Raw genomic sequence first — 12,972 nt, 5'->3', positions numbered from 1 at the left:
AACTTCAAGCGGACTTGCTCCCATCCGGCCCCGCCGGAGGCTTGGAAAGCATACGTGATGCTCGGTCGGTCGACAAAATCGGTGTCGGCAAGGGGTTGGGACGGGTCATAACCGCAGGTCAGAGCAGTTCTAGTGGAGCCGAGTGATGCCGAAGCGCTTCTTCAGGTCGGCGATCAACTTCGGGCATGCGGCAAGCGTCGCGGCCCGGTTTCCGCCTCCATCGTGCAGGAGGACGATGCCGCCGGGGCGGGTGGCGGCGTGGACTCGCTTGCCGATCGTGGCCGCGCTGGGCTTGTCCCAGTCCTGTGGGTCGACCGACCAGTGCAGCGGACGCATGCCGAGGTCCTTGGCCACCCCGAGCACCTCCGACGTCCACCGGCCGCCCGGCTGCCGGTAGAACGACACCTTCGCGCCGGGGACGGCCTTCTGGATGGCCCTGTTGGTGCGGTCCAGGTCGGCCCGGATCTCGGCGACAGGCCGTCGGGCGAGATCGAGGTCGTGTCGCCAGCTGTGATTGCAGAGCTGGTGTCCCTCCCGGACGATCCGCCGGACCAACTCCGGGTGGCGCTGCACCTCGCGGCCGACGACACAGAAGGTCGCGGTCACCTTGGCGGCCTTCAGTTGGTCGAGCACCTTGGGCGTCCAGGCTGGGTTGGGCCCGTCGTCGAACGTCAGGGCCACCGGGCGTACGCCCGTGTTGCGACCCAGGCCGGCGGGGAGCTTGGCCGGCAGCGGCCGCAGTGGCGGCTTGGCCGGCTTGGTGGCGCTGGGGTGCGGTTTCGGGGTGGGCGGCGAGGTGGATTCCACAGGCTTTGGCGGGCCGGCGGAGACGATGGTGCGGTCCGGCTGGGCACAGCCGGACAAGACCAGCGCCAAGGCGAGGACGGACGCCAGGACGGCGCGGGCTTGCATCTGCTCGCTCCCGGAGGGGTCGGGGTAGCCGGACCCGCCCGACGGTAGTTCACGCCGCCACTCGGCGACAGTGCGATCAGTCACGCCTCGACTGGTCCAGGGAATCGCGGACGGCGGCGGAGAGCGAGACCGCCTCGGCCAGATCGACAGGCCGCACCACCCCGGCGGGCAGCGTGTCGGCTCGCCAGCCGGGGCCGGCGGCGAGCACCAGCAACGGGCGCCGGGGTGCGGCGAGCAACGCGCTGAGTTGGATCGGGTCGGCGGTGGCCCGGGTGTGCGACCAGAGCACCACGGCGGCCGGTCCGGTCCGGTTGACCGCCTCGACGAGAGCGGCCACCGGCACCCGGGCGCCGAGCATCCGGTAGCTGACACCGGCCTCCGCGAGGGCCGCGGCCAACGCCTCCAGGGGCAGGGTGTGCTGCTCCTCGTCGGCACAGGAGAGCAGGATCCGGGCCGGCCCGGTGGGGACCTTGGCCCGGCTGGCCGCCGCGAGCGCCTCCGAGACGCAGCGCGACACCAGGTGTTCCACGTCGATCAGGCCGGCGGTGGCGGCGTGCCGTTCGCCGATGCCGGCGAGCACCGGGCGCAGCAGTCCCTCCCAGGTGGCGACGACCCCGCTGGCGGCCAGGGCGTGCGCGATCGTCTCGCTGATCGCCGCCGCGTCCAGACGCATGGCGGCCCGGGCCAGTCCGCGCGCGGCGGGGCCGGCACGGCCGACCGGGATGGTGCCGCCGCCGTCCCGGCCGGTCGGGTGGATCCGGGTGGGCGCGACGGTGCCGTTGGGCGTCGGGTCCGGAGCCTGGCGGGCCCAGCGGGCCGCCTCGGCGGGGCTCACCCCCTCGGCGGTGAGTCGACGCATGATCTCGAGGCGGGCCAGATCGGTGGGTGTGTACCGGCGGTGGTGACCGGGGATGTGTTCGCTGGGCCCGAGCCCGTAGCGCTGGTGCCAGGTACGTAGGGTCGTGACCGCGACCCCCAGCCGGCGTGCGACCGCGCCCGCGCTCAGCGCCTCATCGACCACCCGACCGCTCCGCCGTGTCATCCGCCGACGATCCGGGCGGGGTCATGGCCGGGTCGGTTGCGCCCGACCGGGACCCCGAGGGGCGTAGCAGCCGGTTCACCACCCCGCCCAGCCAGGGCGCGTACGACCGGGGGTCGATCTTCAACTCGGTCTCCAGCGCGGTGGGATCGGCCCACCGCAGCTCGGCCACCTCGTCCGGGTCCGGCAGTAGCGGAGCGCTGGGTAGGAACTCGCCTCGCAGCACGTGGTCGTACTCGAACTCGACCCGACCGGTCGCCGGGTCCTCGGCGTAGTAGACGTAGATGCCGACCTCGGTCAGTTCGACCGGGCCCGCGCCCAACTCCTCGCTCAGCCGCCGGTTGGCGGCCTCGGCGAGCGACTCCCCCGGCTGGGGGTGGCCGCAGCAGGAGTTGGCCCAGCGCAGCGGGAACCGGGTCTTGACGGCGGCTCGGCGCTGGAGCAGCACCTGGCCGTCCGGGTCCACCAGCAACACCGAGAAGGCCCGGTGCAGCTGCCCCGGGGGTTGGTGGGCGGCCGCGACCGTCGTCTCTCCGTGGGCCCTTCCGGTCTCGTCGACGAGTTCGACGAGGTGGTTCTCACGGCTGCTCATCGGCCTTCTCCGGTGATCCGGCCGGCGGCGAGCTTGCCGGAGATGAGCACCATCGGTACGCCGACGCCGGGTTGGGTGCCGGAGCCGACGAACACCACGTTCGACAGGGCGCGGTGCAGGTTGGACGGGCGGAACGGGCCGGTCTGGAAGAGGGTGTGTGCGGCGGCGAACGGGGTGCCGGCGGCCATCCCCTGCTCCTCCCACTCGGCGGGGGTGATCGCCCGGAGCACCTCGACCCCGGCGCCGAAGCCGACGTAGCCGCGTTCCTCCAGGGTGCCGATCAGCTGGTCGGTGTAGCGCTGGGTCAGGTCGCCGCGCCACTCGAACGGCGCCCGGTGCAGGTTGGGCACCGGGGCGAGCACGTAGTAGGTGTGCCGGTCCGGCGGGGCCACCGCGGGGTCGGTCCGGCTCGGGTTGGTCACCAGGAGCGACGGATCGGTCATCAGCTCACCCCGTCGGATGACCTCATCGAAGGTGCCCTTCCACGCGCGTCCGAAATGGATGTTGTGATGGGCGATCTTCGCATAGCCCTGGGAGGAGCCGACGTGCAGAACGAAGCAGGACGGCGAGTAGGTGAGCCGGCGCTGTGGCGCGGCGGGGAGCAGGTCCCGGTAGGCGACCGGCAGATCGGGGTTGAGCACCACCACGTCCGCCGGCACCAGGTCGCCGTCGGCGGTGAGCACGCCGGTGGCGCGGCCGTTCGCGGTCTCCACCCGGGTCACGGTGGTGTCGTACCGGATCTGTACGCCGTGCTTCTCGGCCGCGCCGGCCATCGCCCGGGAGACCGCGTGGATGCCGCCGCGCGGGAAGTAGACCCCGGCCACCGAGTCGAGGTACGCGATGACCGCGTAGATGGCCAGCGCGTCGTGCGGCGCGAGGCCGGCGTACATCGCCTGGAAGGAGAAGATCCGCTGGGTACGCGGGTCCCGGAAGAACTGGTTGATCTTCGTCTGGAGGCGCCGGAAGGCCCCGCCGCTGAGCAGCTTGAGCAGGTTGCCGGTGAGCAGATCGGTCGGCGCGTCCAGGTTGCGCTCGATGAAGTCGGTGCGCTCCAGCCGCCACAGCTCCCGCGCGTACTCGACGAAACGCAGGTAGCCGTCGGCCTCACGGGGCCCGCAGACCCGGGAGATCTCGGCCGCCATCCGGGTGGTGTCGGTGAGCACGTCGAGGGTCGAGCCGTCCGGGTAGTACGCCCGGTAGGCGGGGTCGAGCGGCGTCAGGTCCAGCCAGTCGTGCAGCTCCTCGCCGACCGCCCCGAGCGCCTCGGCGATCAGGTCGGGCATGGTGAGCACTGTCGGCCCGGTGTCGAACTCGTAGCCGTCCACGCCGAGCCGTCCGGCCCGCCCGCCGGGCACCGGCTCGCGCTCCAGCACTGTCACCTGTCGACCGCTGCCGGCCAGGTGCAGCGCGCAGGCGAGCCCGCCCAGCCCGGCGCCGACGACCACCACCCGGTCCGTCCGTCCTGTCACCGTCCGCACGTGACCACCTCCTCGCTCAAGTCGCTCATCAGGCCCGCCGGTTGGCAGCGGCGGTGGCCAGCCCGGTCAGCGCGGTACGCGCCGTCTCGTCCACGGGTGCGGTGTCGAGCGCGGCCAGCGCGTCGCCCACCCGCTCGGCGATCATCTGCTCCACCCGGGTCACCGCGCCGGTCTCGGCGACCAGCCCGGCGAGCGTCTCGACAGGTCCGTCGGCGGCCCGCTCCAACGCCGTGAGCTGGGCCGGTGTGGCCAGCTCCCGGGCCAGCATGAGCAGCGTGGTCGGCTTGCCGGTGCGGAGGTCGTCGCCGGCCGGCTTGCCGGTGGCCGCCGGGTCGCCGTAGACGCCGAGCAGGTCGTCGCGAAGCTGGAACGCTTCGCCGACAGCCAGGCCATAGCGGGTGTACGCGCAGACCAGCGGATCGTCGGCGGGCACCCCGGCCAGGCAGGCACCGAAGAGCAGTGGTCGCTGGACGGTGTAGCTGGCGGTCTTGTAGCGGGCCACCCGCAGCGCCCGGTCGACCGACCAGCTGACCGGGTCGTTCTCGCCGAGCACGTCGAGATATTGCCCGGCGACAGTCTCCACCCGCATCTGGTCGTAGCAGCGGCGCACCTCGAGGAGTCGAGTCGACGGCACCGAGGCGTGGGCCAGCAACTGGTCGGCCCAGACCATGCAGAGGTCGCCGACGAGTACGGCGACGGCCTCACCGAACCGGCCGGGATCACCTCGGTGGCCGGCGGCGACGTGCTGTTCGGCGAGCGCGACGTGGGTGGTGGGTCGGCCGCGGCGGGTGGTGGACGCGTCCATCACGTCGTCGTGCACCAGCGCGAAGGTGTGCAGCAGCTCCAGCGCGGCCAGCGCGGGCAGCACGGGCGCCACGGCTGCGGTGCCGCCGACCGACCCGCGCCAACCCCAGTAGGCGAACGTGGACCGGATCCGTTTGCCGCCGGTCAGGACGGCCTCCCGTGCGGTGGCGGCGAAGCTGCCCATCGATGCGTCGATGTCGTTGAGGGTGTCGACCTCGGCGGTGAGGAAGGTGCTCAGGGTCTCGTCGACCGCCGTGACCAGATCGTGGGTGTACGCGGCCAGAACAGCGCGGACCGGATCGTCCCCGTCTCCCGGCCCTGCCGGCGCCACACGGGTCACATCGCCCGCAACTGCGTCGTTGGCCATGCGGCTGAGCGTACCCTAGGCTACGAGTTGCGTCGATTGGTGCGTCGATAAATGGAGGAGGGCCGGTGGAAACTGATCTCACCGCTGCCTATGGTCGGTGCCGTGAGCTGCACAAACGCCATGGCCGCACCTACTATCTCGCCACCCGGCTGCTCCCCGCATGGAAACGACGACATGTGCACGCCCTCTACGGGTTCACCAGATACGCGGACGAGATCGTCGACCGCACCGAGGACCTGCCGCCGGCCGAGCGGGCCGCCCTTCTGGACCACTGGGCCGGCCAGTTCGTGGCCGGTCTGCACGGGGCGCCGGTCGACGACCCGCTGTTACCGGCCGTCCTGCACACGATCGCGGTCTTCGATCTCGACCGGGACGACTTTGCGTCGTTTCTGAAGAGCATGGCGATGGACCTCACCGTCACCGCATACCCGACCTACGACCACCTGCTCGACTACATGGAGGGCTCGGCGGCGGTCATCGGCACGATGATGCTGCCGATCCTGGGCAGCTCCGACCCGGTGGCGGCCCGGGAGCCGGCCCGGCAGCTCGGCTTCGCCTTCCAACTCACCAACTTCATCCGCGACGTCGCCGAGGACCTCGACCGGGGCCGCACCTACCTGCCGGACGAGGACCTGGCGAAGTTCGGGGTCACAGGCGAGGAGTTGGCCGACGCCCGCGCCCGGGGCCACGCCACCCCCCGGATCCGCGAGCTGATCGAGTACGAGGTGACCCGCGCCCAGGCGCACTACGCCGCCGCCGCACCCGGGATCACCATGCTGGCGCCCGCCTCACAGGCCTGCATGCGCACCGCGTACGCGCTCTACGGGGGCATCCTCGACGAGGTGGCCGCGCAGGGTTACGACGTCTTCGTCCGGCGGGCCCTGGTGCCGCAGCGGCGACGGATGGCGGTGGCCGCGCGAGCCCTGCTCAGCTCGACAGGTACGCCTGTCGTCATCCCCGGGCCGACGATCCACCCGGCGGGCCGGTGACCGCGAGCACGGCGATCGTGCTCCTCACCCGCGACCTGCGGGTGCACGACCACCCGGCGCTGGCCACCACCTGTGCGGCCTTCGACCAGGTGGTGCCGCTGTACGTGCTCGACCCGGCACTGGCCGACCTCTCCGCCAACCGCACCCGCTTCCTGCACCAGGCCCTCGCCGACCTGCGCGACCAACTCCGCGACAGTGGTGGCGACCTGGTGGTCCGGCAGGGCGACCCGGTGGCCGAGACGATCCGGCTGGCCGCCGAGGTCGGGGCCACCGCCGTCGCGCTCTCGGCCGACGTCAGCCACTACGCCAGCCGCCGGGAGCGGCGACTACGCGCCGAGTGCGAGCGGCACCGGCTGCACCTGCGACTGTTCCCCGGGTTGACAGTGGTCGAGCCGGGCGCGCTGCGGCCCGGTGGCGGCGGTGACCACTACCGAGTGTTCAGCCCCTACCACCGGGCCTGGGCGGCCAACAGGTGGCGCGAGGAGTTGGCCGCGCCGCGCCGGATCGCGCTGCCCGACGGGGTACGCGTGGGCCGGTTGCCGGCGCTGCCGGCCGGCGACTCGCCGGACGCGGCCGTCGGCGGCGAGCGGGTCGCCCAGCAGCGGCTCACCGACTGGCTGCCCGACCTGACCCGGTACGGCGATCAGCACGACGACATGGCCGGCGACGACACGTCCCGGCTCAGCCCGTACCTGCGCTTCGGCTGTGTGTCGCCGCTGGCGGTGGCGAACAGGGCCGGCGACCGGTCCGGCCCGTTCGTCCGGCAGATCTGCTGGCGGGACTTCTACTACCAGGTCACCGCCGCCTTCCCGGAGATCTCGACGTCGGCGTACCGGCGGGGCGCCACCGAACAGTGGCGCTACGACGACGACGCGTTGGCGGCCTGGACCGAGGGACGCACCGGGATGCCGATCGTCGACGCCGGGATGCGGCAGATGCGTACGCAGGGCTGGATGCACAACCGGGCTCGGCTGATCACCGCCGGCTACCTGACCAAGCACCTCGGGCAGGACTGGCGGCCCGGGGTGGCCGTGTTCTTCCGCTGGCTGCTCGACGGGGACGTGGCCAACAACTCCGGCAACTGGCAGTGGGTCGCCGGCACCGGCAACGACACCAAGCCGTACCGGGGGTTCAACCCGGTCCGGCAGGCCGAACGGTACGACCCGGACGGCGACTACGTGCGCCGCTGGGTGCCGGAGTTGGAGAAAGTGCAGGGCAAGGCGGTGCACCAACCATGGCGGCTGCCGGAGGCCCTGCGCCAGACGCTCGACTATCCGCCGCCGCTCTCGGTGCCGGGCACCGACCCCGTCTGGCTGCGCTGACCCCGGCCTCAGAGGCAGGAGTGCAGTGCCTCGACCAGCTCGTCCACCCGGTCGTGCTCGGCGAGGTGCGCCGTGGCGTACGCGAAGGTGTAGCCGCGCTCGGGGTCGGCCCACGCGCTGCTGCCGCCGATGCCACCCATGCCCCAACTGCCGTCCGGCTCCCACTGCATGCCCAGCGTCCAGTGGGCGTCGCGGTCCAACACCAGGTCCGGCCCGTCGTACTGGACCCCTGTCGCCTCCGCCACCAGCTCCGGGCTGAACAGCCGAACCCCGTCCAGGACACCACCGGCCAGCAGACCGGCGTAGAGCCGGGCCAGGCTGGGCGCGGTGGCGTGCAGGTTGACCGCGGGCACCTCGGCGCCCCGCCACAGGGGGCTGTTCAACACGGCCAGGTCCAGCCCGCCGGCCGGGTTGCCCATCGCACGCGCCCGCAGTGAGCCCGCCTCACCGAGCGCCCGGGTCGGCCACCCCCTGTCGCCGTACCGCAGGTCCGCGCAGCGCCGCTGGTCCGCCTCGGTCAACCCGAAGCCGAGGTCGAGCTGCCACCGGTCGGCGATCTCCTCGGCCAGGAACCGGCCCACCGACCGTCCGTCGACTCGGCGGACCAGCTCGCCCACCAGGTGCCCGTACGTCCAGGCGTGTTCCCCGGCGACCGAGCCCGGCGACCACTCGGGGTCGGCGGCAGCCAGGTCGCCGGTGAGCAGCGCCCAGTCGGCGATCGCGGTGGCCGGTCGCGGCACCGGAAAGGCTGGCAGCCCGGCGGTGTGTGACAACACCTGCCGCACGGTGGCGGGGGTGCGGAACTCCGGCCAGTACCTGTCCACGGCCGCGTCGAGATCGACGGTTCCCCGGTCGACGAGCAGCAACAGGCAGAGCGCGGCCACCGGCTTGCCGACCGAGTAGACGTTCACGAGCGTGTCCGGCAGCCACGGCTCGCCGCCGGTCCGGGTCCCGCCGACCAGGTCGACGACCTGCTGCCCGTCGTACCAGATGGTCAGGCAGGCCCCGGTTTCCCGGCCGGAGGCGAGCAGGTCGTGGAAGCAGTCCCGGACCGGAGCGAAGCGTGCGTGCATCCGGCCACGGTAGGCGTCCGGGCCGATGAGCGTGCCGACTTTTCCGGCGACCCCGGTGGTCGGGGTGGTGTCGCTGGGGGATGCTGTTCGGTGTGGCGGAGCCGGAGCTGGTGGACGTGGTCGTTGTCGGGCTCGGAGTCGGCGGCGAGGAGGTGGCCGAACGGCTCGCCGAGGCCGGCCTGAGCGTCGTCGGCGTCGAACGGGATCTCGTCGGCGGGGAATGCCCGTACTGGGGCTGCATCCCGAGCAAGATGATGATCAGAGCGGCCAACGCGCTCGCCGAGGCTCGCCGGGTCGACGGGCTCGCCGGGACGGCGCAGGTCCAGCCGGACTGGGCACCGGTGGCGAAGCGGATCCGCGAGGAGGCCACCGACACCTGGGACGACACGGTCGCGGCGGAGCGGTTCATCGGCAAGGGCGGCCGGCTCGTGCGGGGCAGCGGCCGACTCGACGGCCCGCGCCGGGTCCGCGTCGGTGACCAGGTGTTCGAGGCTCGACACGGGGTGGTGCTGGGCACCGGGACCCGACCGTCGATTCCCCCGATCGACGGCCTCGCCGACACGCCGTACTGGACCAACCACCAGGCGATCGAGGTCGAGGAGCTGCCGGAGTCGCTGCTCGTGCTGGGCGGCGGCGCGATCGGCCTGGAGTTGGCGCAGGTCTTCGCCCGCTTCGGGGTCCGGGTCACAGTGGTCGAGGCGCTCGACCGGGTGCTGGCCATCGAGGAACCCGAGGCTTCCGAGGTCGCCGCCGCGGCGCTGCGCGCCGACGGCGTGGAGATCCACACCGGGGTACGCGCCGAACGGGTCGAGCACGACGGCACCAGGTTCACGCTGCGCGGTGGCGGCGGCGCGGAGTTCACCGCCGAACGGCTGCTGGTGGTGACCGGGCGCAAGGCCCACCTCACCGAGTTGGGTCTCGACACGATCGGCATGGACGCCAACCAGCGTTACCTCCCGGTCGACGACCGGCTGCACGTCACCGACCACGTCTGGGCGGTCGGCGACCTGACCGGCGAGGGCGCCTTCACCCACATCGCCATGTACCAGGCGGGGATCGTGATCGCCGACATCCTGGCCACTGCCCGGCAGGCGAAGGCCGGCGCGGACGCCAGCGGCACCGCCAGCGTGGTCGGCGGAGCGATGGGCGCGTCCAGCTCGCTGGCCGCCAGCGGATCGAGCGGATCGGCCGGCACCGTCCCGCGAGCCGACTACCGCGCGCTGCCCCGGGTGACCTTCACCGACCCCGAGATCGGCGCGGTCGGGCTCACCGAGCAGCAGGCCCGCGAGCGTGGCATCAACGTGCAGGTGGGTTTCACCAAACTCGGCAGCTCCACCCGAGGCTGGATCCACCGGGTTGGCGACGACGGTTTCATCAAGCTCGTCGCGGACGCCGACCAGGGCGTGCTGATCGGGGCGACCTCGGTCGGCCCGGCCGGCGGCGAGGTGCTGTCCGCACTGGTGGTGGCGGTGCACGCGGCGGTGCCGTTGAGTCAGCTCCGGCACATGATTTACGCGTACCCCACCTTCCACCGGGCCATCGAAAGCGCCTTGGGCGACCTGTCCTGACGCCTGGACGGCAAACACTGGGCAAATCGCTGTTCATTTCTTTCATTCAGGTGACGTACGATTGCGACCGTGACCAAGCGGTTGACTGAAGTTGCCAAGAAGGCGGGCGTCAGCGAGGCCACCGTCAGCCGGGTGCTCAACGGCCGCGACGGAGTCTCCGAGGCGACCCGGACGGCCGTGCTGACGGCGTTGGACGTGCTCGGTTACGAGCGGCCGACCAAGCTGCGCGGTGAACGCGCCCGGCTGGTCGGGCTGGTGTTGCCCGAGTTGCAGAACCCGATCTTCCCGGCGTTGGCCGAGGTGGTCACCGGCACGCTGGCCCAGCGCGGCTACACCCCGGCGCTCTGTGCCCGGACCATCGGCGGGGTCTCCGAGATGGACTACGTGGAGATGCTCCTCGACCACCAGGTCTCCGGGGTGATCTTCGCTGGTGGGTCGTACGCGCTCGCCGACGCCAAACACGACCACTACCGTCGGCTGACCGACCGGGGGCTTCCGGTGGTGCTGGTCAACGCTGGTGTGGACGAGCTGGGCTTTCCCCGGGTCTCCACCGACGACGCGGTGGCGGTGGAGCAGGCGTACGGGCACCTGCGCTCGCTCGGGCACGAGCGGATCGGGATGGTGCTCGGCCCGGAGGGGCATGTGCCGTCCCGACGCAAGCTCGACGCGATGATGAAGGTCGCCGGCTGGGACGAGGGCGACGCCGAGTGCGTCGAGCGCTCCAGCTTCTCGATGGAGGGTGCACGGGTCGCCGCGACGAAGTTGGTCGAACGGGGCGTGACAGGCATCATCTGCGCCAGCGACGTGCTGGCGCTGGGCACGATCCGCGCGGCCCGGCGGTTGGGGCGTTCGGTGCCGGCCGACGTGTCGGTGGTGGGTTACGACGACTCCGCGTTCATGACGTGCACCGATCCGCCGTTGACCACTGTGCGGCAGCCGATCGAGACGATGGGGCAGGCCGCCGTGGATCTGCTGGTCACCCAGATCGAGGGTGCCGGCGTCCTTCAGGACGAGTTGTTGTTCGAGCCGGAGTTGGTGGTGCGGGGTTCGACCGCGCCCGCCCCCGGCCGCTAGGCACCACCCCGTACGACGCTTCGGCCGTCGACCGCTTCTTGCGGTCGGCGGCCGTTTTCGTCGTTGCTCGCGACGGTCGGCATCGACCGGGCCGAATGATCGGCCATAAGGGATCAATAGCCGGCAAACCGGGCTGCTTTCATGGCCTTGCCAACATCTGTCGTCATCACGTCGCGTCCTTTCGGAACAGGGTCGATACCTTGCCGAAATGAGTCGGCCTCGCTACAGTGACTCCACTCACACCTGGCTCCGACGCAGCTACTGGGCGTCAGGTCGTATCACCGCAGATCAGCGAAGGTCATTGGAGACACCCGTTCCCGAAGGGATGGACAGATGTCCGTACCGCAATACCGAAAGGCTGCGGCGGTTGCGCTCGTGGCCGGCCTGGGGCTCAGCCTCACGGCATGCTCCACGAAGAGCGACGACAAGGGCTCGAACGCAGGCGGCAAGGTCACCATCACTGTCGACTGCCAGCCGGTCGGCGCCCAGAAAGAGCTGTTGAAGAACTGGAACGACGACGTCGCCGAGTTCCAGAAGCAGAACCCGGACATCACCATCAAGAGCGTCAGCGTCGGCGAGCAGTGCAACAACCCGCCGGACTTCACCGCCCGCCTCGCCGGTGGCACCGTGACCGACGTCTTCTACGGGTACATGACCGATCTCCAGCAGGTGCTCGACTCCGGTCAGGCGATGGACATCAGCCCGCACGTCAACAAGGACGCGATCTCGACCTGGGACAGCGTCGACCCGGCGCTCAAGGAGGTCTTCACCGACGGCGGCAAGCTCTACGCCGTTCCGGTGAAGAACTACTCGATGGGCCTGGTCTACAACAAGGCCCTGTTCCAGCAGGCCGGGTTGGACGTGAACAACCCGCCGAAGACCTGGGCCGAGGTTCGGGCCGCGGCCAAGAAGATCTCCGCGCTCGGCAACGGCATCGCCGGCTACTCGGAGTACAGCGCCGGCAACACCGGCGGCTGGCACTTCACCTCCCTGCTCTACTCGCAGGGCGGCCGGGTGCTGTCCGAGGACGGCAAGAAGGCCGACTTTAACAACCCCATGGGCAAGCAGGTCCTGCAGAACCTCAAGGACATGCGGTACGGCGACAACAGCATGGGCGCCCGTCAGCTGCTCCAGTGGGGCGACCTGCTGACCAACGCCGGCGCGGGCAAGGTCGGCATGTTCATCGGCGCGCCGGACGCCACCCAGGCGATCGTCAGCCAGTTCCAGGGCAAGTTCCAGGACTGGGCGATGGCTCCGCTGCCCGGCCAGGACAGCGCCGCGAAGGGGACGCTCGGTGGTGGCGAGGGGTACTTCTTCAAGAAGGACCTCACGCCCGAGCAGGTCAAGGCCGGTCTGAAGTGGATCGCGTACCAGAAGCTCACCCCGGGCAAGGGCCAGTTCGACTACGTCCGAGCCAAGCCGCAGAACTACCCGGTGGGTCTGCCTCAGCCGCTGCTCTTCGCCAACGGCAGCGACGCGCAGAAGCAGGAGCTGGAGCTGCGTAAGGCGAACGCGAACGTCGACACGACGAACTTCGCGCTCTTCGAGGCGACCCCGGTCCCGATCAAGGGTGAGCCGCGCAACGCCCAGGCCGTCTACGCGGTGCTCGACGGCGCGATGTCAGGTGTGCTGACCAACCCGAACTCGAACATCGACGCACTGCTCAAGACCGCCGAGGAGAAGGTCAACCAGCTCCTCGCCGCCGAGAGCTGACCGATCGTGTGGGGGTCGGGACGCCGACCCGACCCCCACAC

The 12,972-nt window shown here is 71.1% G+C and carries 11 protein-coding genes; 5 read left to right on the top strand and 6 right to left on the bottom strand.

Features of this window, described 5'->3' with window-relative positions:
• Window positions 1–129 precede the first annotated feature (129 nt).
• Genes KBX71_RS14055 through KBX71_RS14035 form a run of 5 tightly spaced genes read right to left on the bottom strand, consistent with a single transcriptional unit; the run spans window position 130 to window position 5,192 of the window.
• Window positions 130–996 carry a polysaccharide deacetylase family protein gene (locus KBX71_RS14055; protein WP_307847066.1) on the bottom strand — a complete coding sequence of 289 codons (867 nt, stop codon included), beginning with the start codon at window positions 994–996 and terminating at the stop codon, window positions 130–132.
• A complete protein-coding gene (locus KBX71_RS14050) occupies window positions 989–1,933 on the bottom strand; it encodes a MerR family transcriptional regulator (RefSeq protein ID WP_210818426.1) in 945 nt (314 codons plus the stop codon). Before KBX71_RS14050 ends, KBX71_RS14055 begins: the two co-directional genes overlap by 8 nt.
• Window positions 1,923–2,543: an isopentenyl-diphosphate Delta-isomerase gene (gene idi / locus KBX71_RS14045; RefSeq protein ID WP_210818332.1), complete on the bottom strand. Its 621-nt coding sequence runs from the start codon at window positions 2,541–2,543 to the stop codon at window positions 1,923–1,925. The genes KBX71_RS14050 and idi overlap by 11 nt, the downstream gene beginning before the upstream one ends.
• Window positions 2,540–4,021 carry a phytoene desaturase family protein gene (crtI, locus tag KBX71_RS14040; RefSeq protein ID WP_210818331.1) on the bottom strand — a complete coding sequence of 494 codons (1,482 nt, stop codon included), beginning with the start codon at window positions 4,019–4,021 and terminating at the stop codon, window positions 2,540–2,542. The genes idi and crtI overlap by 4 nt, the downstream gene beginning before the upstream one ends.
• A 28-nt stretch (window positions 4,022–4,049) precedes the next feature.
• Window positions 4,050–5,192: a polyprenyl synthetase family protein gene (locus KBX71_RS14035; protein WP_210818330.1), complete on the bottom strand. Its 1,143-nt coding sequence runs from the start codon at window positions 5,190–5,192 to the stop codon at window positions 4,050–4,052.
• A 65-nt stretch (window positions 5,193–5,257) separates the two neighbouring features.
• On the opposite strand from KBX71_RS14035, the gene KBX71_RS14030 reads away from it, so the two are divergent.
• On the top strand, window positions 5,258–6,181 hold the full coding sequence (locus KBX71_RS14030) for a phytoene/squalene synthase family protein (protein WP_210818329.1): 924 nt from the start codon (window positions 5,258–5,260) through the stop codon (window positions 6,179–6,181).
• Complete coding sequence (locus KBX71_RS14025) at window positions 6,178–7,503, top strand: deoxyribodipyrimidine photo-lyase (RefSeq protein WP_210818328.1); 1,326 nt, start codon at window positions 6,178–6,180, stop codon at window positions 7,501–7,503. The genes KBX71_RS14030 and KBX71_RS14025 overlap by 4 nt, the downstream gene beginning before the upstream one ends.
• 8 nt (window positions 7,504–7,511) lie before the next feature.
• Here the strand turns inward: KBX71_RS14025 and KBX71_RS14020 are convergent, their stop codons facing one another.
• Window positions 7,512–8,576, bottom strand: coding sequence for a serine hydrolase (locus KBX71_RS14020; protein ID WP_210818327.1), 1,065 nt, complete (start codon window positions 8,574–8,576; stop codon window positions 7,512–7,514).
• 92 nt (window positions 8,577–8,668) lie between these two features.
• On the opposite strand from KBX71_RS14020, the gene KBX71_RS14015 reads away from it, so the two are divergent.
• The 3 genes from KBX71_RS14015 to KBX71_RS14005 all read left to right on the top strand — a co-directional run bounded on the left by KBX71_RS14015 (window position 8,669) and on the right by KBX71_RS14005 (window position 12,931).
• Complete coding sequence (locus tag KBX71_RS14015; protein WP_307847065.1) at window positions 8,669–10,144, top strand: FAD-dependent oxidoreductase; 1,476 nt, start codon at window positions 8,669–8,671, stop codon at window positions 10,142–10,144.
• 69 nt (window positions 10,145–10,213) lie between these two features.
• Window positions 10,214–11,218, top strand: a complete 1,005-nt coding sequence (locus tag KBX71_RS14010) for a LacI family DNA-binding transcriptional regulator (RefSeq protein ID WP_210818325.1) — start codon at window positions 10,214–10,216, stop codon at window positions 11,216–11,218.
• A gap of 333 nt (window positions 11,219–11,551) precedes the next feature.
• Window positions 11,552–12,931: an ABC transporter substrate-binding protein gene (locus KBX71_RS14005; RefSeq protein ID WP_210818324.1), complete on the top strand. Its 1,380-nt coding sequence runs from the start codon at window positions 11,552–11,554 to the stop codon at window positions 12,929–12,931.
• The last annotated feature ends 41 nt before the right edge of the window (window positions 12,932–12,972 follow it).

This window comes from Micromonospora sp. D93 (assembly GCF_018070365.1).
Classification (GTDB): domain Bacteria; phylum Actinomycetota; class Actinomycetes; order Mycobacteriales; family Micromonosporaceae; genus Micromonospora; species Micromonospora ureilytica.
Note: the sequence above shows the minus strand (reverse complement) of the source record. Positions and strands in the feature narration are given on the sequence as shown.